20 protein-coding genes are annotated in these 23,751 nt (G+C 40.0%); 8 read left to right on the forward strand and 12 right to left on the reverse strand.

Annotated elements, in window-relative coordinates; all coding sequences use genetic code 11:
* Positions 1-89: 89 nt before the first annotated feature.
* Complete coding sequence (locus RDV63_RS14500) at positions 90-2,483, forward strand: fatty acid cis/trans isomerase (RefSeq protein ID WP_313910212.1); 2,394 nt, start codon at positions 90-92, stop codon at positions 2,481-2,483.
* Between the two features lie 93 nt (positions 2,484-2,576).
* On the opposite strand, the gene RDV63_RS14505 is transcribed toward RDV63_RS14500, so the two are convergent.
* The 3 genes from RDV63_RS14505 to RDV63_RS14515 all read right to left on the reverse strand — a co-directional run bounded on the left by RDV63_RS14505 (position 2,577) and on the right by RDV63_RS14515 (position 7,749).
* Complete coding sequence (locus RDV63_RS14505; RefSeq protein ID WP_313910213.1) at positions 2,577-3,992, reverse strand: hypothetical protein; 1,416 nt, start codon at positions 3,990-3,992, stop codon at positions 2,577-2,579.
* 51 nt (positions 3,993-4,043) lie between these two features.
* Complete coding sequence (locus tag RDV63_RS14510) at positions 4,044-4,910, reverse strand: N-formylglutamate amidohydrolase (RefSeq protein WP_313910214.1); 867 nt, start codon at positions 4,908-4,910, stop codon at positions 4,044-4,046.
* 97 nt (positions 4,911-5,007) lie between these two features.
* Positions 5,008-7,749 carry a TonB-dependent receptor gene (locus RDV63_RS14515; protein WP_313910215.1) on the reverse strand — a complete coding sequence of 914 codons (2,742 nt, stop codon included), beginning with the start codon at positions 7,747-7,749 and terminating at the stop codon, positions 5,008-5,010.
* A 155-nt stretch (positions 7,750-7,904) separates the two neighbouring features.
* On the opposite strand from RDV63_RS14515, the gene RDV63_RS14520 reads away from it, so the two are divergent.
* Together RDV63_RS14520 and RDV63_RS14525 are read left to right on the forward strand one after the other, a co-directional pair.
* Positions 7,905-8,804 carry a LysR substrate-binding domain-containing protein gene (locus RDV63_RS14520; RefSeq protein ID WP_313910216.1) on the forward strand — a complete coding sequence of 300 codons (900 nt, stop codon included), beginning with the start codon at positions 7,905-7,907 and terminating at the stop codon, positions 8,802-8,804.
* Between the two features lie 67 nt (positions 8,805-8,871).
* On the forward strand, positions 8,872-9,792 hold the full coding sequence (locus RDV63_RS14525) for a M14 family metallocarboxypeptidase (RefSeq protein WP_313910217.1): 921 nt from the start codon (positions 8,872-8,874) through the stop codon (positions 9,790-9,792).
* 109 nt (positions 9,793-9,901) lie between these two features.
* Here RDV63_RS14525 and RDV63_RS14530 read toward each other — a convergent pair whose 3' ends face one another.
* From RDV63_RS14530 to RDV63_RS14550, 5 genes are all read right to left on the reverse strand, one after another.
* Positions 9,902-10,693 (reverse strand): NF038132 family protein, encoded by a 792-nt coding sequence (locus RDV63_RS14530; protein ID WP_313910218.1) that lies wholly within the window; start codon positions 10,691-10,693, stop codon positions 9,902-9,904.
* 166 nt (positions 10,694-10,859) lie between these two features.
* Entirely contained in the window at positions 10,860-12,404 is a 1,545-nt protein-coding gene (locus RDV63_RS14535) for a hypothetical protein (RefSeq protein ID WP_313910219.1), read from the reverse strand.
* A 268-nt stretch (positions 12,405-12,672) separates the two neighbouring features.
* Complete coding sequence (locus RDV63_RS14540; RefSeq protein ID WP_313910220.1) at positions 12,673-12,882, reverse strand: cold-shock protein; 210 nt, start codon at positions 12,880-12,882, stop codon at positions 12,673-12,675.
* Between the two features lie 285 nt (positions 12,883-13,167).
* Entirely contained in the window at positions 13,168-14,622 is a 1,455-nt protein-coding gene (locus RDV63_RS14545; RefSeq protein ID WP_313910221.1) for an NAD-dependent succinate-semialdehyde dehydrogenase, read from the reverse strand.
* Positions 14,623-14,673: 51 nt separating this feature from the next.
* Complete coding sequence (locus RDV63_RS14550; protein ID WP_313910222.1) at positions 14,674-15,642, reverse strand: calcium/sodium antiporter; 969 nt, start codon at positions 15,640-15,642, stop codon at positions 14,674-14,676.
* Positions 15,643-15,779: 137 nt separating this feature from the next.
* Here RDV63_RS14550 and RDV63_RS14555 point away from each other — a divergent pair, with 137 nt between their 5' ends.
* The gene (locus tag RDV63_RS14555) at positions 15,780-15,965 is read left to right on the forward strand and encodes a hypothetical protein (protein ID WP_313910223.1); all 186 of its coding nucleotides are present in this window, start codon (positions 15,780-15,782) and stop codon (positions 15,963-15,965) included.
* 3 nt (positions 15,966-15,968) lie between these two features.
* Here RDV63_RS14555 and RDV63_RS14560 read toward each other — a convergent pair whose 3' ends face one another.
* Complete coding sequence (locus RDV63_RS14560) at positions 15,969-16,790, reverse strand: zinc-dependent peptidase (protein ID WP_313910224.1); 822 nt, start codon at positions 16,788-16,790, stop codon at positions 15,969-15,971.
* A 166-nt stretch (positions 16,791-16,956) separates the two neighbouring features.
* Between RDV63_RS14560 and RDV63_RS14565 the strand changes: the two genes are divergently transcribed.
* Positions 16,957-17,421 carry a TerB family tellurite resistance protein gene (locus RDV63_RS14565; RefSeq protein ID WP_313910225.1) on the forward strand — a complete coding sequence of 155 codons (465 nt, stop codon included), beginning with the start codon at positions 16,957-16,959 and terminating at the stop codon, positions 17,419-17,421.
* Here the strand turns inward: RDV63_RS14565 and RDV63_RS14570 are convergent.
* Entirely contained in the window at positions 17,418-17,750 is a 333-nt protein-coding gene (locus tag RDV63_RS14570) for a hypothetical protein (RefSeq protein ID WP_313910226.1), read from the reverse strand. The genes RDV63_RS14565 and RDV63_RS14570 overlap by 4 nt on opposite strands.
* A gap of 299 nt (positions 17,751-18,049) precedes the next feature.
* Between RDV63_RS14570 and RDV63_RS14575 the strand changes: the two genes are divergently transcribed.
* The gene (locus tag RDV63_RS14575) at positions 18,050-20,104 is read left to right on the forward strand and encodes a tetratricopeptide repeat protein (RefSeq protein ID WP_313910227.1); all 2,055 of its coding nucleotides are present in this window, start codon (positions 18,050-18,052) and stop codon (positions 20,102-20,104) included.
* A 7-nt stretch (positions 20,105-20,111) separates the two neighbouring features.
* Here RDV63_RS14575 and RDV63_RS14580 read toward each other — a convergent pair whose 3' ends face one another.
* Positions 20,112-20,954 (reverse strand): RluA family pseudouridine synthase, encoded by an 843-nt coding sequence (locus RDV63_RS14580; RefSeq protein ID WP_313910228.1) that lies wholly within the window; start codon positions 20,952-20,954, stop codon positions 20,112-20,114.
* 84 nt (positions 20,955-21,038) lie between these two features.
* Between RDV63_RS14580 and RDV63_RS14585 the strand changes: the two genes are divergently transcribed.
* Complete coding sequence (locus RDV63_RS14585; protein WP_313910229.1) at positions 21,039-21,704, forward strand: choice-of-anchor H family protein; 666 nt, start codon at positions 21,039-21,041, stop codon at positions 21,702-21,704.
* A gap of 8 nt (positions 21,705-21,712) precedes the next feature.
* Positions 21,713-22,654 (forward strand): hypothetical protein, encoded by a 942-nt coding sequence (locus tag RDV63_RS14590; protein ID WP_313910230.1) that lies wholly within the window; start codon positions 21,713-21,715, stop codon positions 22,652-22,654.
* On the opposite strand, the gene RDV63_RS14595 is transcribed toward RDV63_RS14590, so the two are convergent.
* A complete protein-coding gene (locus RDV63_RS14595) occupies positions 22,646-23,710 on the reverse strand; it encodes a hypothetical protein (protein WP_313910231.1) in 1,065 nt (354 codons plus the stop codon). The two genes, RDV63_RS14590 and RDV63_RS14595, sit on opposite strands and share 9 nt — an antisense overlap.
* Positions 23,711-23,751: the final 41 nt, after the last annotated feature.

The raw sequence follows: 23,751 nt of genomic DNA on the forward strand, positions 1-23,751 counted from the left end.
ACAGCAGTAATAAGTTAACCGGCCATAATTCGTAAATAACCTAAAATAACGTTATTATTCAACATCTCTAATTAGGCTGCGGAGACAGCATGGCTGCAAAATTTCGTATTAATAAAACCGTTTTACTAGTCATGCTAGTTATTATTGCTGGCTGTGCTGCACTTGCAACGCGTGATCTTAATCAAAAATTTGGTGAAACAACCCCGACAAACCGAGCTAGCGCAATAAGCTCTGCAGTTAATGCTGCTAAAGATGATGTTTATCATCAAACGGTTAAACCCATTTTAGAACAGCGCTGTGTTGTCTGTCACGCTTGTTATGACTCGCCCTGCCAGCTTAATTTAAGCTCTATTGCCGGCATAGAGCGCGGCGCCCATAAAGACTTAGTTTATGATGCAACTCGTTTTAATGCTGCTAAGCCTAATCGTTTATTTATCGATGCCTTAGAAATACAGCAATGGCGTGAGCGTGGCTTTTTTCCTGTACTGAATGAGCGCAAACAAAATATTGAAGCCAATACCCAAGCCTCATTATTAGCCCGCAGTCTAATGTTAAAGCAGCAACATCCGCTGCCAGATACGACTATTTTGTCAAACCAGTTTGATTTTAGCTTAAACAGAGCTCAGCAGTGCCCAACTATAGAAGAATTTGATGGCTTTGCCAGTAACCAGCCTTTAGCTGGCATGCCTTATGGTTTGCCCGCTTTAGCTCCTGATGAGCATAGCAAATTACTCACTTGGTTAGCCCAAGGGGCAAAAATGACAACCGAGCCGCCTTTAGCTGATAGCGAATTACAAGCCATACAAAAACTAGAAACTTGGCTTAACGACGATAGCTTAAAAATGCAGCTAAGTGCGCGTTATATTTATGAGCATTTATTTACCTCACACCTCTATTTTGAGCAACTGGTTACTGCGCAACAGCAACCGCAGTTTTATAACTTAGTCCGCTCAACAACTCCGCCAGGCCAAGCAATTGACATAGTCGCTAGTCGACGCCCTTACGACGATCCTAAGGTAAGCAGAGTCTATTATCGCTTACAACCGGTGCGGGCCACTATTGTTAATAAAACCCACCAACCCTATCCAATTAATAAAGACTTATTAGCTAAGTGGCAGCAGTGGTTTGTTGCAGCCGATTATAAGGTGGCAGAGCTACCTAGCTATCAGCCAGAAATTGCTGCTAATCCGCTAACGGCTTTTGTGCAACTGCCGGTTAATGCGCGTTATCGTTTTATGCTAGAGCGGGCTGAAAATACAATTATGGGCTATATCAAAGGCCCCGTTTGTCGTGGCCAAGTGGCATTAAACGTAATAAACGATCATTTTTGGGTATATTTTCTTGACCCTGATCTTGTTACTAACGACAAGGTAGAAGCCTTTTATCTAGCTCAAAAAGATAACTTACGCTTGCCAGCTGAAGACGAAAGCTCGGCTCGTGCCATTAATTGGCCGGCTTATGCCAAACGCCAAGGTAATTACTTACGCGCTCGCAGCGACTTTTTAAACAGCGTGTTAAAAGATGGCCGCCATTTAACAGCCGATGCGTTATGGGATGGGGATGGCACTAATAATAACGCTAGCCTTACTGTGTTTCGCCACTTTGATAATGCGACTGTAGTAAAAGGCTTAATAGGCGATGCACCAAAAACCGCTTGGGTTATTGATTATGTATTGCTAGAGCGCATTCATTATTTATTAGTTGCTGGCTTTGATGTCTATGGTAACTATGGTCATCAATTAATGACCCGCTTATATATGGACTTTTTACGCATGGAAGGCGAGTCTAACTTCCTAGCTTATTTACCGCCAGAGGTACGCCGCGCTGAATTTAAAGACTGGTATCAAAAAGCGGGGGTTGAATTAACTCAGTTTATTGCCGGCGATATTAACCCCTTTGCTCAGCCTACTGGTATCACTTTTAATACTGACCAACCTAAAGCCGAGCTTTATCAAATTTTTGCCAACAAACTAAGCCAAGTTCAACCAAAGCGTTACCAACTAGAAAACAGCTCTTTGAGCGTAAACAGCCAGGCCTTATTGCAGCAGCTGGGCAAAATTAAAGGCAAAGCGGCGTCGCTTTTACCTGAACTGACCATGATTATGCTGCAGCCCACTGACAGCAACTTAGCGCCGCAATTATTTACCTTGATAAGAAATAGCGCCCACTACAATGTGAACAGTTTATTTAAAGAGGAAAGTAACCGTGACTATGCCAATGATAATATGACTATTGTTAATGGTTTATTAGGTAGCTATCCCAATGTATTTTGGCATGTTAAAGAAACTGACCTAGCTAAAGTCGTCGCTATGGCCCAGCAGCTAACCAATGAACAAGATTATCAGCGATTATTAAATAATTATGGTGTGCGCAGAACCGCCAGCGACTTTTGGCAGTTTAGTGACCAACTCAATGCTATTTTTAATCAACTTAACCCTATAGAAGCCGGCTTATTAGACTATAACCGCTTAGATAACAGATAATCGTTCAAAACCCTTTAAGCATAAAGAGCCTACGCATCAGGTAGGCTCTTTAGTTGCAACTGCAATCTGAACTGCGAAGTTTAATTGCCAGATCTAGAAGCCAACATACACAGCAAACATCAACATTAATCCTGCCATAAATGCAAAAATGGCGACCAAGGGTGCAATAAAGCGCGCCCACTGAGTCCAGCCAACTTGGGCAGTAGCTAAATAAGCCAGTAAGGTACCTGAGGTAGGCGTAATCATATTAGTAATACCATTACCAAATAAGAAGGCCAGTACAGTGCTTTGTCCAGAGACACCGGCTAATTGGCCCATTGGGCCTAAAATAGGCATGCTCACAGCCGCTTGACCTGAAGTAGATGGGATCATGACATCCAATAATAGTTGCGAGCCAAACATACCCACTACAGCAACATAAGCATTATCTTCACCGACTAAATTTACCAGACCATGCACCACACTATCTAACACCTTGCCGTTTTCTAGCGTAATAGCAATGGCCATAGCGACACCAATTAAAATACTGGCAAGTAGAATTTTTTTCATACCACTAACAAAAGCATCAGCGGCTGCGCTAGCCCCCATGCCACTAATAATAGTCAGCAAGATACTTAAACCTAGGTAGTAAGCGGTCAATTGCTGGTTATGCCACTGCCAAGTAGTAGAGGCATAAACTAATCCTCCTACTCCTGCCAATAAAGTTAGCAACAATAATAAATGGCGGTTGCTTAAACGTTTATTACAAACTTCATGCTTAGGTTGATTAGCAAAGCCAGCTTTTTTAATCACTAGCAGCATAAAGCCAATACCCACCACTAAGAAACAAGCAAAGAATAATGCACGCATGCCAGCACCACTAAATACAGGTAAACCTAATAGTGGCTGAGCAATGGTTAAAGGTAAGGGGTTAGTAATAGAGGATAAATAGCCAACCTTAACGGCAACGGTGACAATAGCTAAGCCAATAATAGGCTGCATGCCTAAACGACGCACTAATTCGACCATGAGTGGGATAATTAATAGGTACTCTGATGCTAAGCCTAAAAAGGTGCTACCTAAAGCAAAAATGGTCATTAAAAATATGACTAAACCATAAACATTACCCTGCACCATATTCAGCAGCCGCTCTAACCCTGCATCTACTGCACCTGACGCATTAAGAATGCCAAACATGCCCCCTATCACCAGCACCATAAAAATCAAGCCAGCGCCACGCTGCAAGCCTTGTGGAATAGACATTAACACATCAACTGCCCCTACAGGACGCGCTTCGCCTGCAGGTGCTTGTTGAACGCTACTAAATAAATGGCTGATAGAGCGATCTTTTTCTATCATTTGGTAGCTATCGGCAATTACTAAACCGTTTTCACGCTGGTAACTGCCAGAGTCCAACACATAGGTGAGGACTGCAGCTATCACTAAAATAAACAGCAATACTACGATTGGGTTACGCGTTTTTGGTTTAAGGGCTACCTGGTTATTACTCTCAACCTTAGACTGCGACATAATGATTCCTCAGCACTTATCTAGCTTATGCTAAATCTAAATAATGCTTTATTAAAAAACTGAACATAAATCAGCTTGAATATAGGCAAGCATTTCTGTAGTTAATAACTGTAAATTGGCCTGTAACTCAGTAAAACCTAGGTGTTTACTAAAGCTAGCTTCATCCATATACAAATGACGATTAATTTCAATTTGAATGCTATGCCGGCGTTGGGCAGGATTAGCATAACACTGAGTTAAATAGCCCCCTTTATAAGGCTGATTTAAGCTCACTTGATAGCCCATTTTTTTTAAGCTATTAACAATCACATTAGTAAAGCCGGCATTAGCTGACTGACCGTCTCGGTTACCAATAACAAAATCTGCTCGAGCAGTGCCAGCATCAACATTCATAGCATTACCTTTGGATTTCATCGAGTGACAATCAACATGCCACACGGCACCAAATTCTTGATAGCGCTGATCTAATAGCTGCTGTAACCGTTGATGATACGGTAGATAGTAACGAGTCAAACGTTGTTGCACCTCTTCAACAGCTAAAGGTTTTGCATACATCGCTTGCCCTGGCAGTGCCCATTGTCGCAATAACCCCATACCACGCTCACTATAAGCAGTAGGATTAAGTGGAGCTGGCCAATCACCATCTAACATCACTGCAGGAATATCATCTGGCGCTCGGTTTAAGTCAATATACATTCGCGACGTTGTAGCTGCGAGTACCGTAGCACCTTGCTCGGTACTTGGCATCCATAGCTCATCGACAAAAGCATCCCATCCCGTCTGCATTTGTGTAAGGCTAGCCAAAGGCTGAAAATTTTCTGGCAGCACCATGCCGCTATGTGGTGAATCAAACACTAACGGTTGTACAGCAGTTTGCGGTAAATGTAGTATATAGCTTTCGCTAATTTCAGGCTTCATAAATAGAGTCCCAAAGCTATAGCGGCGATTTTTCCGCTATAGCTAGTAAACAAAAGTGTTTATATAGAAGTCATTAATCAAGAATGATTAACAAAACTTAATACTGGTAGCTCAGTTGCATATATATAAAGCGACCAACGGCATTATAGGTTTGCTGATCAAAGTTAATATTTAGATTAACTAAAGATACTGGAGGCTGTTTATCAAACAAGTTATTTACGCCTACTCGCAATGATAAACCTTGCTCAAATTTATAGCCGCCAGATACACCGTGATAAGCTACCGAACCTATGTGTCGAGGTGCATTTGCAAAGGTTTCAGTACTTTCACCGATATAACGTAAGTTATAGGCTGCTGACCAAGCATTGTGCTGCCATTGCGCGGTTAAACCGGCACGCCATTCTGGATAAGATTCACGCGAACCTGCTGTACCTGCCTTATCTAGTGACACTGTACTGCCATCAGCTAAGGTAGACTCTTCTAGTAACTTAGTTAACTTGCTAACACTGGCACTAAAGTTCCAACGACCATAGTCAGTATCCATTTTGTAGCGGGCAACAGCATCGACACCAGATACTTCTGTACGGTTAAGGTTAACCGGGCCATCGATTACATTCAGAATTTCACCGTTAGTAGCGCGGCTGATAACGTTACAATTTTTGCCAGTAAAAGCGCACAAATTCACTAGATTTTGGGTACCAAAAGTGCTGATGGTGTTATCTATCTCAATATTGTACCAATCAGCTGTCAGGCTAAAATTAGCCAATTGCTCTGGGGTATAAACAAAGCCAACTGAGCGGTTAATAGAAGTTTCTGGCGTTAACTGTAAATTTCCACCCACTGTAATAGGCACGTTTGATTCATTTTGGATATAACTTGCTGGTACACCGACGCAACCTGGTAAGGCATTATTAGTTGCACAGGGATCATTTACCGCATAAAACGACTCGCGCTCACCTTCATACAACTCTAACAATGATGGCGCACGGAAACCTTCAGCCCAAGTAGCTCTTAACATTAAATCTGTTATTGGGCGATAAATTAAGCCAACTTTGCTATTGGTAGTGTTACCAAAAGTGCTGTAATCAGAAAAACGGGTGGCTAAGTTTAATTCTAAGTATTTGGCTAGCGTGACATCAGCTAACAGCGGGACATTAAACTCAGCATAAGCTTCGTATAAGTCATACTCACCAACAGTGCCGGTTCTAGGCGATGAAGACGTTGTGTTATAACTATTTACCCTAGGGGCAGAGTTAATAATATCATCAGGGGTATCAGTGCCTTTTTCTTTGCGATATTCTGCACCGGCTGCCACTAACACATCACCGGCTGGCAGCTCAAAAATGGCGTTTGTAATATTAAAGCGGGCATGCAGCTGCTCTGCTTTGTTTTTATCATGGCCAGTAAAGTTAATATAATTGACCATATCCTCAGTCAGAGGGTTAAATAAGTTAACTGGCACACAGCCCGCTTGTAAGTCATTAATATTCGCAGTGATACCGCTAGCATCGCACGCACGCAAACCTAAGGCTAACTTATCTAAGTGCAGCTGATTGTAGGAAGTAAACTCACCTTTATTTTGTGCCCAAGAAGCAAAAGCATCCCAGCGCCAATCGCCTGGTAAATAACCTTCAATACCTACACCTAAACGACTGGTTTTAACATTTTGCTCGTTACGGCGCAAACCATTATCAGTAAAGAAGTTATTTGCTACAAAGTCGTTACCAGAGAATTCAACACCAAAAGGGTTTACTCTAGGGTCATCAGCAATAATAAAACCACGGCTACCACGCACGGTCGGAATAACAGCTGAGAACTGCTGATCAGACGTTCGCTCATTATATAAAGCTTCTACTCTTACTTTAGTATCTTCAAATATACCAGTATCAGGTAAGACAAACACACCTTGAGCATATAAACTCATCCGCTCACTTGGTCCAACTACATAGTTATCATGGTAACGATTAAACCTGTCATCACTGTTAGCTGGACGCCAATTCGCTAAATCAGCACCATTACTGTTTGGCTCTCGGGTAATACCTTCTTTAGGAATAGGAAAGCCCATTACACCTTGTAAGTTCTTTTCAGTAAATAAACCTTCAGCGCTGCCTAGCGGTATCCCGTTTAATGGCATTGCTGTTAATGCTCTATCTTGAGTCATTATAGGTTTTTGCTTTGAAAAGCTGGCAGCAAACATTAAATTATGCTCACCAATGTCCTGGCCAACTAAGGCATCAAAATTAACAGTTTCACGATCACTTTTACTAGTTTGGCCGTAATAGGCGTTTAATTTAGCACCCGCAAAGTCTTTTACTGTTTGAATATTTACCACACCGGCAATGGCATCAGCACCATAAATCGCTGTGGCACCATCTTGTAACACTTCAACGTTACTAATAATGGCATAAGGAATAGTATTTAAATCAACAAAGTCACGAAATCCTCGGCTACCAGCACCGTTGACCCAACGGTTACCATTTACCAAGATTAAAGAGCGGTTTTCACCCATGTTACGTAAATTAATACTAGCCGTACCATGACTAGTGCCAGCACTACCATTATCATTTAAACTACCACCCACTGATGGCATCTCTTGTAATACGGCACTTAAAGATACGGCACCTTGCACTTCCATCTCATCTTTATTAATAGTCTGAATTGGGCTACCTTCTGTCTCACCACGGCGGCTAATGCGAGAACCTGTAACCGAAATTACTTCAACTTTGCTTTCTGCTGCATTACCTTCCTGCTGCTGTGCTACTGCCGGTGTGGCGATGATGGCGCTAGCGCCTATCATAGCTAACATAATTGCAGATAAGTTATATCGTTGTTGTTTCATTGCTTTACCCCGTTACCTGTAACAGATTGGTGTTTAATTACCATAAAAGCTAGCAAAGCAATGCAAGCTATGCAATATTATAATAAATAATCATACACCCATAACAAAACGCTATAGGTATGCGATTGCAGAGTTTCTGTTTATAGGAAGAGGTTATGCTTAACCTAAAAAGTTTACAGTGTTTTCACGCTATTATGCAGACGGGCTCTGCTACTGCAGCAGCCAAACAAATGGGCTTAACTCAGCCGGGTATTAGCCGTTTACTAGCTTCATTAGAACAGTCAATTGGTTATGCATTATTTTATCGTGAACATAGCCGACTAATCCCTACCGATGAAGCCTTGCGATTACGGGCTGAAATTGAATTACTACTTAATAATGCTGATAGATTTTTAGCTTTAGCTCGCAATTTACGTAAATTTGATGCTGGCTCTTTAACTATTGTTGCCCCAGCCAGTTTTAGCTCGGGTCCTTTAGCCGATGCCGTAGCGAGTTTTATGGCTGTGTACCCTGCTGTTTCGATCAGTATTGATAGCCAAAGTCCGCAACAAGCGCGTGAACTCGTCGCCCAACGTTCAATAGATTGCGGCTTTACTCAACTGCCTGAACAGCATCCTGGTTTAATTTGCTACCCTATTTTAAAAAGTGCTTTAGTCTGTGCTGTGCCAGGCCAACACCCTTTAGCTAAGCTGTCTAGTATCCAGTTAACCCAACTTTGCAGTGAGCCTTTAGTATTACTTGGTAAAGGCCGTCCTTCTCGGCAAAATTTAGAACAGCTATTTCAACGTGAGGGGATCATACCCCGTGTAAAAATAGAAACCCATAATATTGCTACCGCTTGCGCTTATGTTAAACGCCAGCAAGGCATAGCAATTATTAATAAAATATTAGCCAAACAATATGTAGATAAAGATATGCGATTAGTGCCACTATCCAATACCATTAGCCATGAGTATGGGTTTATTCATTCAGCCCACGCTCCCATGTCTCGTTTAGTTAATGCCTTTTATCAACATTGTTTAGCTTATTTTCAACAAAGCGAGTCAATTGAGTAAGATAGCCGAGCTTAAGAGGTAAATGCTATAGTAGGCAGATTTCAGAATGCCGAAAACAGGATTGAATATGAATAAAACCTATCACATTGGTACCACAGGCCAACCTTGGAGAGCAGCAGAAAAAGCTCAGTGGTTAGCCGAGCAAAGCATAAAGCGCAGCTTTTTTACTGAAGTGTTACCTGACATAGAAGCCTTAGCTGCAGAGTTTAATCTAGTTAAATATGGCGAGCTTGATTACAAAGCCGTATGTGAAAAAACTTACCCTTTATATGCAGTTAAAAGCCGCGATTGGCAGCCAAATAAAGCAACTGTGCTAGTTACAGGTGGCGTTCATGGTTATGAAACTAGCGGTGTCCATGGTGCACTGCGTTTTTTACAAACCAAAGCCGCTGAATATAGCCGCCATTTTAATATAGTAGTTTTGCCCTGTATTAGCCCTTGGGGTTATGAAACCATTAACCGCTGGAACCCGGAAGCTATTGATCCTAACCGCAGTTTTGGTCCTGAGGGTAAAGCCGCAGAAGCTTTAGCAGCACGTCAATATTTGCAATCATTGAATACAAATTTTGCGCTACATATTGATTTACATGAAACCACCGATAGCGACAACAGCGAATTTAGGCCAGCCAAAGCCGCACATGATGGCACCATAAACCTTAATTGGAATATTCCAGACGGCTTTTACACCGTAGACGACAGTGAGCATCCAAGTCCAGCCCTGCAAAAAGCTATTATTGATGCTGTTGCAAAGGTTACTCATATTGCCCCTGCAGATGACAATGGCAAACTCATTGGTGAGCCAATACAACAACCTGGTGTTATCAACTATGCTAAAGCCTCGCTAGGCCTATGTGGCAGCGTAACCAATGCGCCTTTAGTTAGCACAACTGAGGTCTACCCTGATAGCCCAACTGCGACACCAGAGCAATGTATTCAAGCCCAAGTTGCTGCCGTTTGTGGCGCCTTAGATTACTTATTAAGTTTATAAGCTGCTATTTCAATTTAGAGCCAGTTGCTAGAGTCTAAGTTTAAAGCTAACAAAGCTGCGAAACAAAAAAGCCAACTGCGAAGTTGGCTTTTTTATAGTTAAAATTTATTTAAGCTTTAAACTTTCTTCTAGCAAAGAAGGTAAGCGCTAAACCAAACATTAATAAGGTACCAGGCTCAGACACTGAAGGCACACCAACTTGGACTCCACCTACAGTAATACCATCAAAAGCTAAACCAGAATCATATGCACTGTCAGTCCAATTAACAGCACCAAATTCTAAGAAATAATTACCCGCAGCAGCAATTTGAAACGTAGATTCAATCCAACCAGTATAACCACAGCCACTATCATAACAGTCAGCTGAAGAAGCGCCTAACGGCGACCAAGTAGGCGCACCATTAATAATACTAACTGTACCTGGGTTTAATGTGGCTTCTGGCGCCGGCATTCCCATACCTGGAACAATAGTACCTGAAGGTAAAGTACGCGCCGTAAATAACATTGCTACTTGATTATACGACTCATCAAGTAATCTAGCCCATGCATAGTCAGCATAACCAGAACCATCAGAAGTTACATAGTTAAAATAAAACTTTAAATCATCATGCTCTGCTGCTGCAAACAATGATGAACGCAACATAGAACCTGTTTGCCCTTCCAGCCCTGGTAAACCCAAACCAAGAACGCCATTAGTGGTCGCTACCCAGCCATAGTTGCCTGAAAAAGGTGAACTGGTAATGTCGCCATCGGCACCTGCTACGCCACAAGTACCAGTACAATCCCAACCTGTAGGAAGCCCTGAGTCAAAAATAACAGAAGCATTTGCAGTAGTAGAAAGCATAGCCAAGCCAAATACGGCTGACAACAGTTTTGTTATTGTTAAGCTTTTAGTATTCATTGTATCTTTCTCTTATATATTAATAATTTCACATACCATCCAAGTAAACAAAGCAACAATTAAGCCAACTTTATTTACCTATACTTATCAATAACTTAAGCTAAGCGCCGGTTAATGCACACACTAGAATGTAAACAATTCGGACACTTGGACCGAATTGATTGCTCTAAAGCCAATTATCCACTATCAAGACTAGCCTACCTTGGAAGCCGGGTTTAGCTGTAGACTCGGTTCCAACATCTATACTTATTTGCCGCTGGCCATCTTGTTCAGTTATATCTGCAATATGGGGTGCATTGCCAATACCATCGTTGAAAGAAAGACCGTAACGTAGCGTTTTATCGCGAATAGCTAAAGTAATATGCTCTTGATACATAAAACCTTCAAAGTGCTCGTCAAACCAAAACTTACGATTGATTTCAAATAGGGGAATACGCACGCCAAAGTCAATCATAAACATTAACGCTTGATCTGAAGCCTGCCTTGCCTCTTTGGTTAAATAGCCAGTAAATAAATAAACGGGTTTTTTATCATCAATCAATTCTGCAAAAGTGCGTAATAACGCCGATGCATGATTATAGCGCCGCTCATTCAAAACATAGTTAGGCCCTGCCCTAACGCCAGTTACGGTATCAAAATAGTAAGAGCCTCTAACTTCAGCACCTTGATCAAACCTCTTCTGTACACCTGGCGGTAAATCTACTTTATCAACATATAATTTTGCCGTTATGCGTAAAGAGCCGAACAAAAATCGTCTTAAGTTTTGATAGCCAGACTCAGAGTTTACCAAACCAAAAGTACCTGAATGGCTGCGATAAGCGACCGCCCGCGGTGCTTCTTCAACATAAGCATTAGCCATCATAACTAAGCCATCACTGGCAGGCCCAGTAACTCGCTTTGAAAGCTTAAAAAATGCATCATAATCTTTGTAATTAGAACCAATAAAACAAAAACAATTTTGTGGTTCAAATGCCCCATCAAGTGTATTTACGGCCTTAGATGTTTTACTGATTTTTAAATATTCACGCATCCGATCTTTATCAAAGTTTGAAATTTGAAACCGATCTATAGGGCCAAGATCAGGGACATTAACTCCCATAATATCTATACCATTATGCGGTGTACCATAAGTAAACATTTTATCGACATAATGTGGACTAGGGCCATCTTGCACTAGCTCTAATCCAGTACTATCTAAACCTTCTGGAGCGCCATATTGACAAATATTCTGTAGATAACAACGACAAACTAGGCCCCCCATTGAATGAGCAACTAAGTGTACTTTGAAAGCGGCCTTTCGCACGGGGTCATCGCCACAAGTGGCAGCCCTTACTCGCAGAATAAAACTACGTAAATCTAATGCAAATTGCTCCATAGTTACTCGTTCACCATTACCTAGCAGGTTAGATGCACGCTCATAGTAACGAAACACCCAAATTGAACGAGCTTGCACTTGTGCTGGTTGTTCTTGATAACCTCCACCTTGAAAAGCATCAACATATTGATGATCTTTAATTAAACGCAATAAAGGTGACTCGAAAATAAAAGGGATAGCTTTACGTTGATGATCTTGTCGTATCACTGTTGAACCACGGTTAAACCCCATATAAGGATCTGCTGTAGTCTCATCAATTTCTGACATAGTAGCAGCAAAGCCACGGACATAAATTATAGGGTAGAAAGGTGCTTGCATAGCTGAATTTGTCGTCATGACATTCCTCCTATTGATTGCCACAACATCTAATTGTTGGCTTATAGGTTACAGCGGCACTACAAGCAATAGTATTAATCAAGCTGTACCGCTTTAGTACAAGTTAAAACTATAGTTGAAATAAACAAATTAAGGAGGATGAAATGAAAAGACTATTTTGCAGCAAATAGAAATGGAAAAAAAACTAAGGCCTTATAATAAGGCCTTAGGATATGAATTTGTTAGTTAAGCTTTACTTTGCTATTAGCAGAAGCAGCTTAGTTTACAATTAGATGCAAACGATGTTTTCAGCTTGTGGGCCTTTTTGGCCTTGGCTTAAAGTAAATTGTACTTGTTGGCCTTCAGCTAAAGTTTTGAAACCGTCGCTTTTGATAGCGCTGAAATGGGCAAATACGTCTGGACCAGATTGTTGCTCAATAAAACCAAAACCTTTAGCTTCGTTGAACCATTTAACGGTACCAGTAACAGTATTAGACATAATTAAAATCCTGAATAAATTAAAAAAATATATGAGCCTTAAATAGGCAATTCAGCTGGAAGAAAACTGAGATTTAGATATAACAGAACGAAGGTTTATGACTAAAACTGCGGATTGTACTTATATAAAACTAGGCTTTCCCTCAAGCCAAATGCACTATAACGCTTATCTAAGTAGTAAGTCAACTATTAGTTGAAATTTATGCAATTAACTTAAAAAAACTTAACTGGGTAAACAGCAACCTAGAAACTAAATCTCTAAGTTGCTCTTTTGTTTTTAATTACTTTATTCTAAACCACCTAAACATAAATACTTGATATCAGTATAGTCATCTAAACCATACTGCGAACCTTCTCGACCATAGCCGGAGTGTTTAATGCCGCCAAAAGGTGCAGCAGCATTAGAGATAGCGCCTTCATTAATGCCTAACATGCCAAACTGCAAAGCTTGAGCAACACGAAATACCCGACCAATATCTCGGCTGTAAAAATAAGCAGCTAAGCCATAGTCTGTCGCGTTAGCTAGCTGAATAGCTTCAGCTTCATCTGTAAACTGTTGTAAAGCTATAACAGGACCAAATATTTCTTGTTGGCTTATAGCCATATCCGCTGTTACTTGGCTTAGTATTGTCGGTGTATAAAACTGTTTACCGGCTTTATGTCGTTGACCACCAAGCTCTAGCTTTGCACCTTGTTCAATAGCAGAATCAACTAGCTTAGCTACTTTTTGTAACGCTTCATCGCTAATCAAAGGACCAAGATCTGAGCTTGACTTAAAACCAGTACCTACTTTTAGCCCATTAACCGCAGCTAAAAGCTTGCTAATAAAAGCAGCATAAATACTTTTATCAACTAAGATCCTATTAGCACAAACACAAGTTTGGCCGGCATTGCGAAACTTAGCCACTAACAAACCTTGCACAGCAGCGTCTAGATCAGCATCAGCAAATACGATAAAAGGCGCATTGCCGCCTAACTCCATCGTTACCCGTTTAATGCCTTTAGCACATTGTGCAGCTAAGATTTTACCTACAGCAGTAGAACCAGTAAAACTAAATTTAGCTACCCTGGGGTCGGTAGTTAAAACTTCCCCTAAAGCCTTAGCGTCTGTACCAACAACAACATTAAATACTCCTTTAGGTATGCCTGCTTGCTCTGCCAATACTGCCATTGCCAAAGCAGAAAGAGGAGTTTGTTGTGCTGGTTTAACCACAAAGGTACAACCCGCAGCTAAAGCTGCGGCCGCTTTACGCATCATCATGGCATTAGGGAAATTCCAAGGCGTGATTGCAGCAACAACGCCTACAGCTTGGCGCTGAACAATTATTCGTTTATCCGCTGAAGGAGCCGGAATAGTTACACCGTCTAAACGTTTTGCTTGCTCTGCAAACCACTGCAAATACGAAGCACCATAGTTAATTTCTGCTTCAGCTTCAATTAACGGCTTACCTTGCTCTGCAGTTAGAATAATAGCTAAATCGGTTTGGTACTTAATTAATAGCTGATACCAGCTATTAAGCAGTTCGGAACGTTTTGCAGCAGGTAACGCACTCCAGCCAGGAAAAGCCTTATGGGCAGCCGCCACTGCTGCTAATGCTTGTTCTGGTCCAGCGTCTGCCACTTGGTTTAACACTTGGCCATCAGCAGGATTAATAACAGCAAAGCTGTTATGGCTGCTATGCCATTCACTGTTAATATAAGAGCCCTGACGTAGTAAATACTGAGAAAGTGCTGGTTGCATGAATTCGCTTCCTTCTTAGGTTTAATAGTCGTTACTTAGGATGCTTCTTACTTAGATAATAACAGTGCTAACTAAATATCCACTATAACCTATATACGCCAATAACAATAAAACACCATGAAGACGATTAATCTGCCCCTGCTTTTTATAGCCATAACCCATAATAAACAATGCTGCTGTTAAAGCAGCCATTAAGGTCCAATCTCGAGTTAACACTACGGCATCTAAACTTATTGGCTTAATAGCTGCAGCTATGCCCACTACAGCTAAAGTATTAAATAAATTGGAGCCTATAACATTACCCAAAGCTAAATCGTGCTCACCTTTTTTAATTGCAATAAGTGAAGCAGCCAGTTCAGGTAAAGAAGTACCAATAGCAACAACGGTTAAACCAATGACTAAATCACTAACCCCTATACCTTGAGCAATATATACAGCACCAAACACCAATAGACGTGAAGCTATAATTAATAACACTAAGCCTATAATCAACCAGATAATAGCCTGCTTTAACGTTAGGTTATTGTCGCTTAGCTCAGCAACGGCTTGGTCACTATAGTCATCTTTACTATTTCGCATCCCCTGCCAAATTGACCAACCCACTACCATAAAAAATACTACCAGTAACCCCAAAGCATCACTACGGCTTAATTGGCCATCATATAACTGCCAACCAGCAAATAAGGTTATAGCCATTAGTATAGGCAACTCTTTACGTACTACTTGAGAATTCACAGCAATAGGGCTAATTAATGCCACTAGGCCAATTATTAAAGCAATATTAGTGATGTTAGAGCCATAAGCATTACCAATTGCTAAAGCAGGGTTACCATCTAAGGCAGCAATAGCAGATACCACCATCTCAGGTGCAGAAGTACCAAAACCAACTACAACCATGCCGATTAATAAAGGCGGCATACCTGCATAACCGGCAGTTGCAGCAGCACCGTCAACAAATTTATCTGCGCTCCAGACTAATAACGCTAGCCCAGCTAACAAAGCCAATATAGCTAAAAACATCGCCTATCCTTATATCTAAAATCAGGCGCGCAGCATAACACGAAGCGAATTTTTGGCACAGTACGATTGCTTGATTTTGCTCGCATTTCAACACTGGGTTACACTGACCGTTTTAAACTAGTAATTTTGGAAACATTGTGACTTTACTCATTATTTTAGCAGTGTTATTAGTTGGGTTGGTATTAGTTGTTAACCTAACAGAAAGGTTTGGCAAACAAGAGGCGGCCACTAACAGTAAAATTAGTGCTTTTATTGTTCCTTTGCTGATAATAATGGTTGCTGTACAAGTATTACGCGCCTTATTTTGGCCTGATGGTTTCTAAATCTTAGCTCCAACTTAGCGGGTTAACCCGATAAAAATAACTTAGTTGTTGGTAAAGCTTAGTATGCTGAGCAGCAAGTTCATGGGGTTGCTCAAAAAACACTTCTGAAATAACAGCAAAAAACTCAGCAGGATTGGTAGCGCCATAAGCATTGAATAAACTCACCTCTCCGGCCGCAACCTGATACTGCAACTGATTAAACTCTTTCGCCAATACTTTTGACCACTGCTGATAATCTGTACTGCGCTCTAGTAAAGGCGCGCCTGTTGCCATGCCTTTTTCTTGATCAAGCTGATGGGCAAACTCATGAATAACCACGTTACGGCCATCATTAGGATTAGCAGCTCCTTGCTTAGCATCTGCCCAACTTAAAATAACCCTCCCTACCCCCCAAGACTCACCTGATAACAAGCGTTGCTGCTGATGCATCACTCCAGCTGCATCACGTTGCGGCCCTTTAACCATAAAAGCACCAGGATAAATAAGAATTTGCTTCAATTTAGGATAATAATAATCTGGACGATTAAGTAATAATAAACAAGCTTGAGCAGCAATAGTGATACGCATTTCATCAGTGACAACAACACCAGCACAACCGATAAACTTTTTTTCTGCAATAAACACTTGAATATGCTGTTTTAACTGTAACTGTAAATCAGTAGGTAATACGCGATAAAAAGGCAGCCGCTGTTGTAAAATCCTTCGCCAAGCTCTAGGGAAAGGTTGCTTCAGCAAGCCTTGTCGCTTATAACGTCGCCAATACGGTTGCAATAATACTAAGCCCATGATCACTGCACCTAGCAATAAGGTAATAATAATTGCCATCTGTCACCTCTAAATATGCAACAGACCAAGTTGCGTTAACTAACAAATTAAATTATTAATGTGGCTATCAGAGCTTAAATGCAAGCTAACTCAAGTATTATGCAACAAAGTGTGCAATATCGACTCTAATTGGCGCTTAATAGGCTTAAAGTGAATAGGAAATATAATGCTGCAACTATTTAAAACCTTGCTCGACAATCTTAACCCAACTGATTCTAATGCTCAGCATCAGCCAAGCACAGTCTGTGGTTTAAGCAGTGAGCAATTTGCTAGCGTGTCGCTAATGTTGATGGTAGCTAATGCAGATTTCAACTTAACTGTTGAAGAAACCGCACTAGTAGAGCAGTATTTACAACGTGAGTTAGGGTTAACTAATGTTGAAGCTAAAGAAGTCTGCGAACAAGCCATTAAGCGGGCCGATGAAGCCGTATCATTACATGAGTTTACAACACAACTTAAACAGTTGAGCTATGCAACTAGACTGCAGTTAATGCAGCAATTATGGCAACAAGCTTATATTGACCATGAATTAGACCCAAATGAAGAAGCTATGTTGCGCAAAATTGCCGATTTACTATTTATCCGCCATAGCGATTATATTCAAGCCAAACTAAGAGTAATAGACAACTAATCTTGTCTTTTCTCTAACACTTCGCCTTCAATTACGGTCGGGCCATGCTCGGTTGGCTGTTCAGCATGCGCCTTTGCTTGTTGCTGCCAAGCTTTAACTTTAGCTCTATGCTTAAATAATAAAATAGGGATCACTATCCAACTAAGTAACAGCATAAATAGCAAGAGTCCAGCACCAATCACTATAAACACACCTAACATTAACCAAGCCAAAAGTCTTTGCAATGGCCCAGCTGATTTACGCTTAGCAAATGCTTGCTGCCATTGACTCGTCTGCTGTTTAAAAGATGAAGAAAACATAAATACCTCGGCTTTATTTAACGCTATCATAAATTAAAATCCTAGTTAGCGTCACTGTAAGCGTAGTGTAACATTGATGACTGAGCGCCACCTGAATTAAGATTAATATGTCCGGCAACCACTAATTGCAATGTTAGCGACGATTTAGGCCACTTTTTATAATAAAAATATCTTAACTACAGCATATAACACTCAAAGTTGTTAGTTAAATGTTTATTTAAAGCCTTTATTGTCAGCAATATTTTAATGCTACGTAGCTTATGTTTTAGCGCTAGTCGGTATCATAAATACTAGTTACACTATAAAGTAAAAAGGATTGATATCTTATAATGCGCTCACTTATTTTCTTTTTTATATGCTGCTCTTTCTTGGCATCGGCATCTGATGAATTAGAGCCTAGATTGAATGCTGCCGCTATAGAACCAGAGCTTATCAGTCAACAGTTACTACAAAATCCCATTGCAAACTTTACAGCCAGGGATTTGATTGTATTAGCAGAAACACAAATTCATTTAAGAAATAAAGATGCTGCCCTAGATGCTATCAATAAAGCTATAGCATTAGCCGATAGTGTTTATCTAAGCGGTCATAGCTATTTAATGAAAGCCAAAATATATGGCATTTTATTTCGTGACACCCCGCTTGCTATCACCCAATTACAGCTGGCTGAACAACTATTAATCGGCCAAACTAGCCGAGAAAGTAAAAGTTTATATGGAGATGTGCTGCAAAATTTTGCTCAAGCCTATAATCAATTAGGCCAGCCTAATAAGGCTATGCCTTATGCAAAACGTAGCCTTGATGTTGCATTAGACCTCCAACATGCCAACTATGAGTTAAGAGCCAGAATTATTATCGGCCGCCTTGCCTTACCTAATAATGATTACAACTTAGCCTACAGTCAGTTTACTCAAGCACTTAAGTTAGCCAGTCAATTAAACGATCAGCCTGCTTTAGCTTCTATTCATTTTCGTTTAGGTAAGGCTTTTTTAAAAATAGATGATACCCAGAGCGCTTTAGAACACTTCCAACAGGCATTACCTTTATATAAGCAGCTACAACGAAAAGGTAACTATACTTATACCTTAGTTTTTATAGCAGAAGCTCATTTAGTGGAAGCAGAAAATAGCGGTAGTACATTATCTTTGCAGTTAGCCAAAGATAGTTTAGCTGAAGCTTTAACGCTTGCCCGCGAACAAGATGATGTATATAGAGTTGGTTTAGTCATGCAGTCTTTAGCAAAAGTAGCCATACTTGAAAAGCAACCTCAGCAAGCTATTAAGCACTTTTCTGATGCAATACAGTTATTTCAGCAACAAAACTTTTTGACTACAGCTTATGAGGCTAGTATTAATTTAGCTGAAGTCTTGTACGATAATAACCAGCAAGAACAAGCAACAGTATTACTTAATAAAATTGAACCTGAGATCACTCAATCTGCAGCTTTTATGCATTATAGATTCTATAGCCTGATGGCCAAAATAGCAGCAGATAATAAGCAATGGCAACGCGCTTATACCAACTTAAATGATGCAAGTAACAAACGTTTTGAGCAGATTAGTGAAGAAAGTCAGTTTAAATTAAATAATATTAAACAAAATATAAATGAAAATAGTGAATTAAAGCGCCAGCTTGATATGGCTCAACAAGAACAACTGTTATACCAAGCTAAGCTAGCTCAGTTTAAAAACTATGTTTTTATTAGTAGTGCTTTGCTAATAAGCTTAGTTATTATTTCTTTCCTCTGGCGTTATCTTCGCCTACAGCAACGGATACGGAAAAATAAAACATCGCTCTTTAACTGGTCTAGCTTTTGTCAGCAAGTACAAAAGTTAGAAAACAAGCAAAATATGACAGTGTTGGCGATCCAATTACACGCTAGCCAGCAGCTAAAACTACAATTTGGCGAGCTGTTTTATCATCAATTATTAGAGAGCTTTTTACAGAACTTACCGGCACATAAGTATTTAGTAAAGTGTCGCGAACTTGATACTCTATGGTTAGCCTTGGATCAAAACACCGAGCTTGAAGCGCTACAACAAGCATTAGTTTTACAGCTTAAAGAGCTTTTGCCTACTGAGTTTCAGTCCTCGCCCATTGTATGCATGAGTTTTATTTTAAACCAGCTTATTAAAAAACCATGGTCTACTAGCTCTATAGCCGCATTGCCCCAAGCACTATGGTTAGGCCATTACTTAGCCGCAGAAAACACTGAGCCAAGTGAAGCTTGGTTATTAACGCTCCAGAGCACTAGTCCTAATGCCTGTGAGTGGACCAGTATAGCTATTCGTAAAGATTTAATAAACTCACTTAGCTTAGGTAGTATGGCATTACACTGCAATGGCGAAGTACTTAAACCTAACGCTATTAATATGGCTAATTAGTGCTTGGTTAGAATGATACTGAAATATGCTGTAAATGCGCTGGTAAGCTAATATTTTGTCGCTGCTGTGTCTGCGGACAGTTAAAACTTAAGCCAACTGCTTGCAGCGCTAAACCCTTGCTATCTTTATTATTATCACCATACATAGGGTCGCCGATTACGGGGTGTTGTATTGCAGCAAAATGCCGGCGAATTTGATGTTTTCGTCCGGATATAAGCTTAACTTGCAATTTGCTTTGGTTTAAATCTGCAGCGTAGTGCACATTATAAAACTGTGTCTCACAAGCTTTGCCATCTAAACTACTCACTATTTTTGCTGTTTGCTGTAACTCACGAGATAACTCACCTTTAACCGCAACTAAATATTCTTTATCGATAGCATGATTAGCTATCATTTTACTAAAAGCAGCAGCCATTTTTTTAGAATGAGCCAATAATACTAAACCGCTAGCTTCTCTATCTAAACGATGTAATAAAAATACCGGTCTTTTATGACCAAAATGCAACTCGACAGCCCGCAATAAAGCTAAGTGATCTCCCCATTCATTGCCTTGCGACAACATGCCTGCAGGTTTAAACCAAACACTATAGCCTTGCATGTCGTGTAATAACACAGCTTTATCGCATTGCCGCTGTAACAAATCATCATCATAATGGATTTCTAGCTTTTGTCCCGGCAGTAAAGCTGTTTGGGCTCGCCTTAAGCGCTTTTTAGGTTTAGTATTTAATAATACCGCGCCTTTAGCCATGGCATCTTTTAAGCGGCTTTTAGATAATTCAGGTAAAACCTTTGCTAGTAACTCAATGGCGGTTATTGGCTGTTCAACTGTTAAGTTACGTACTAATTTCATCTCTTTACCTATTCTTTACGTTTAATTCAGCCAATATTCATGCCGTTAGCCTGTAATAGTAACAAAACTAATGGAGTTTCTGTTATGAAAACTATACTGCAATCTATCATACTGTTTATGGTACTTAGCATACCAGCCTATAGCGAAGAACCAGCTAACTCAATGACGATAGAGCGACAAGGCAAACCAGATATTAGCAATTTAGCCAAAACTCAGTTAAATCAGCGTAGTGCTGGTAACAGTAGCCAAGCCTATGAAAGCTACGTTTGGTTTCATAGCGTTGATTTACATCTTAGCGGCGATATTAATGAAAATGGTTATTATCATCGCCTAGAAATTGAAATAGATGCTGACACCTCAGATCCTTATGTGCAAGTATTCGCTGAATATAGCTTAACCTCACGCTATGGAAAGGAATATATTTTTCATACTAGCTCTGTATTTGAACTCTTTAATCAGCGTAATGATGATTGGTTTGCTACTGATACTGTGTTACACCGCGATTACCCCCGTGATGAGTATTTATTAACTATACGGTTGTTTAACGCTAAAACAGGCTACTTAGTAGCTGAAATATCAGGGTATGATGATCATAGTTTAGACTTATTACCTTTAGAAGATTATCAACGCGATATCCATTTTGACCATAATACTTCGGTCGGCGTGGCAGTAGCTGCAGGCAATACAAGCAGCATAATTTTATTGGGTTTAGTCTTGCTATTTATGTATCGTAAATCTAAATTAGCTTAATGATAATAATGCTATTTCGCCTATTTATTTATAGCTATATATTGACTTGCTGGCTACCATTCACTGTACTGGCAGCGCCAGCATTGCAAGTAAAGATTGACCAAGAAGCCGATCATAAACAGTTTACTTATACATTTTTTACCCCAACAAAAATGGAACAATTGCAATTTGCAATTAGTAACCAAACTTTAGCCGAACACTTTCGCTCATTTCGTCGTTATCAGCCTAGCTATCTACAACAATATATCTGGCGTGATATGCAACTACATGCAGCGACTTACCCAGGTGTTAAGCTACAGCGCTTAAGGAATACCACTAGTCTTAGTTACCAATTATCAGGCTCAGATCCTATTACTCGTAAGCAATTGAGCGCCGAATTAAGCAACTTAATAAGCGCCAGACAAAACCACTATTTACAGCAAATGTACTATAGCCAATTTCGCTTTGCTGATGGCCAAGTTGGCATAGTGCCTGATCACCTAAGAATTGTTTTAGAAAGCTTACCCGACTTAGCTCCCATAGCGCAGGCCATAAAACAGCAGCAGTCTAACTTAAGCTCTAGGCAAATGTTGCAGTATATTAGCCATTGGCTACAACAAATTCCCTATCAAGACTTAAGCGATCGCCAACATTCTAGTGGGACTAGTTTTAATGTTCCGTTAAAGTTATTAGCTGAAAATCGAGGCGATTGTGATAGTAAGGCGGTATTACTTGCAGCCTTAATTAAACTTATTTATCCAGAACTTAAGCAAGCTATTGTATATTTACCTAACCATGCAATGCTGGCTATTGCTATTAAACCCTTAGCTACGGATTCTACTACTTTGATAAATGGCCAAGTTTATGTATTAGTGGATGCCACTGGGCCAGCTTTATTAAAGGTAGGCGAAATCAACCCGCAATATCAGCTTTATATGACAAATGGCTACAATGACTATCGCTTATTTTGATGTTTTATCTTGTTGAGCCAGCCGATAAACCTTATCAAAAATATCATTCCAACCTAAAGGCACTCGCCTAACGCCATTAATATCATTTTTAGCTAAACGCTCAATATGAATAAATAAACGATTTACTGGCGATAACACCCGACGTTTAAATCTATACTGCATCAAAACAAAAAAGATAGATAACAACACTAAGTAACTGATGAAATGCAAAGAAAACACTTTAATGCCTGAGGTAAACAAACTTAGTTTTGGCTCTAAAACGGCTAACGACCAAGGGGTATTATTTAAACGTTGCACATGAAGCAAATGCTGATCTATTTGCGGCAGTTTGCGTGATGTAGATTCTGGAATTAAACTGCCTGCTTGATCTAATAACATTAAATCTGTATCTGCATATAAGGTATACACTGGCTTTAATAATTGTTTTAAATCTAAAGCAAATAAAAAACGACCTATTTTTTTATTGTTTGCATATAAAGGAACCTGTAATAACGCTTGTTGTTGCATAAAATCTGGATAAAAAAGGCTGTCTTGACTAAATGAAGATTTTTGATTAGTGCTGTTTTGCCAGCTAAGTAATTGTTCAGCAATATAGTCTGACCAACGTGGTAAGCCGTTATAAGCATAGCCTTGCTCAGAGACATAATAAATATTACTAATAAATGGCTGTACTTCTGTCACTAAATCAAAGTAGGGCTGTAAACGTTGCAACATATTTAATTCAGCATGCAATGGTTGCTGAGTATCTAGTAAAGAAACTTTTATCGTTTCAGCGGCACTAAAAGATAATAAAGATATCATATTATCATCGGCCATAGCGGGTAAGAGCAGCTTTAATTGAGCAGTTTTTTGCAAAGCTGTAGCATAAGCTAATAAGGCACTAAACTTATCATCCAACTGACTACTAGCACTGTTTAAGCGCAACTTAGTTTGTATTACGCTGTCATCAACTGCTCTTAAATAATGGCTAAAAGCACCCAGCAGCGATAACGTAACAATAAGCACACTAGCTATTAGTTTTACACGCTGATACTCAACATAAACAGGGTTTTTCATGCAACTCCTTTTGCACTTAATTAATAGCGCAACTTTGCTTA

Source organism: Rheinheimera sp. MMS21-TC3 (assembly GCF_032229285.1).
In the GTDB taxonomy this organism is placed as follows: domain Bacteria; phylum Pseudomonadota; class Gammaproteobacteria; order Enterobacterales; family Alteromonadaceae; genus Alishewanella.

Excerpts from the sequence above, each read along its gene's own strand:
- RDV63_RS14500 (WP_313910212.1), top strand. The coding sequence starts at position 90 with ATGGCTGCAAAATTTCGTATTAATAAAACCGTTTTACTAGTCATGCTA.
- RDV63_RS14505 (WP_313910213.1), bottom strand. The coding sequence starts at position 3,992 with ATGTCGCAGTCTAAGGTTGAGAGTAATAACCAGGTAGCCCTTAAACCA.
- RDV63_RS14510 (WP_313910214.1), bottom strand. The coding sequence starts at position 4,910 with ATGAAGCCTGAAATTAGCGAAAGCTATATACTACATTTACCGCAAACT.
- RDV63_RS14515 (WP_313910215.1), bottom strand. The coding sequence starts at position 7,749 with ATGAAACAACAACGATATAACTTATCTGCAATTATGTTAGCTATGATA.
- RDV63_RS14520 (WP_313910216.1), top strand. The coding sequence starts at position 7,905 with ATGCTTAACCTAAAAAGTTTACAGTGTTTTCACGCTATTATGCAGACG.
- RDV63_RS14525 (WP_313910217.1), top strand. The coding sequence starts at position 8,872 with ATGAATAAAACCTATCACATTGGTACCACAGGCCAACCTTGGAGAGCA.
- RDV63_RS14530 (WP_313910218.1), bottom strand. The coding sequence starts at position 10,693 with ATGAATACTAAAAGCTTAACAATAACAAAACTGTTGTCAGCCGTATTT.
- RDV63_RS14535 (WP_313910219.1), bottom strand. The coding sequence starts at position 12,404 with ATGACGACAAATTCAGCTATGCAAGCACCTTTCTACCCTATAATTTAT.
- RDV63_RS14540 (WP_313910220.1), bottom strand. The coding sequence starts at position 12,882 with ATGTCTAATACTGTTACTGGTACCGTTAAATGGTTCAACGAAGCTAAA.
- RDV63_RS14545 (WP_313910221.1), bottom strand. The coding sequence starts at position 14,622 with ATGCAACCAGCACTTTCTCAGTATTTACTACGTCAGGGCTCTTATATT.
- RDV63_RS14550 (WP_313910222.1), bottom strand. The coding sequence starts at position 15,642 with ATGTTTTTAGCTATATTGGCTTTGTTAGCTGGGCTAGCGTTATTAGTC.
- RDV63_RS14560 (WP_313910224.1), bottom strand. The coding sequence starts at position 16,790 with ATGGCAATTATTATTACCTTATTGCTAGGTGCAGTGATCATGGGCTTA.
- RDV63_RS14565 (WP_313910225.1), top strand. The coding sequence starts at position 16,957 with ATGCTGCAACTATTTAAAACCTTGCTCGACAATCTTAACCCAACTGAT.
- RDV63_RS14570 (WP_313910226.1), bottom strand. The coding sequence starts at position 17,750 with ATGATAGCGTTAAATAAAGCCGAGGTATTTATGTTTTCTTCATCTTTT.
- RDV63_RS14575 (WP_313910227.1), top strand. The coding sequence starts at position 18,050 with ATGCGCTCACTTATTTTCTTTTTTATATGCTGCTCTTTCTTGGCATCG.
- RDV63_RS14580 (WP_313910228.1), bottom strand. The coding sequence starts at position 20,954 with ATGAAATTAGTACGTAACTTAACAGTTGAACAGCCAATAACCGCCATT.
- RDV63_RS14585 (WP_313910229.1), top strand. The coding sequence starts at position 21,039 with ATGAAAACTATACTGCAATCTATCATACTGTTTATGGTACTTAGCATA.
- RDV63_RS14590 (WP_313910230.1), top strand. The coding sequence starts at position 21,713 with ATGCTATTTCGCCTATTTATTTATAGCTATATATTGACTTGCTGGCTA.
- RDV63_RS14595 (WP_313910231.1), bottom strand. The coding sequence starts at position 23,710 with ATGAAAAACCCTGTTTATGTTGAGTATCAGCGTGTAAAACTAATAGCT.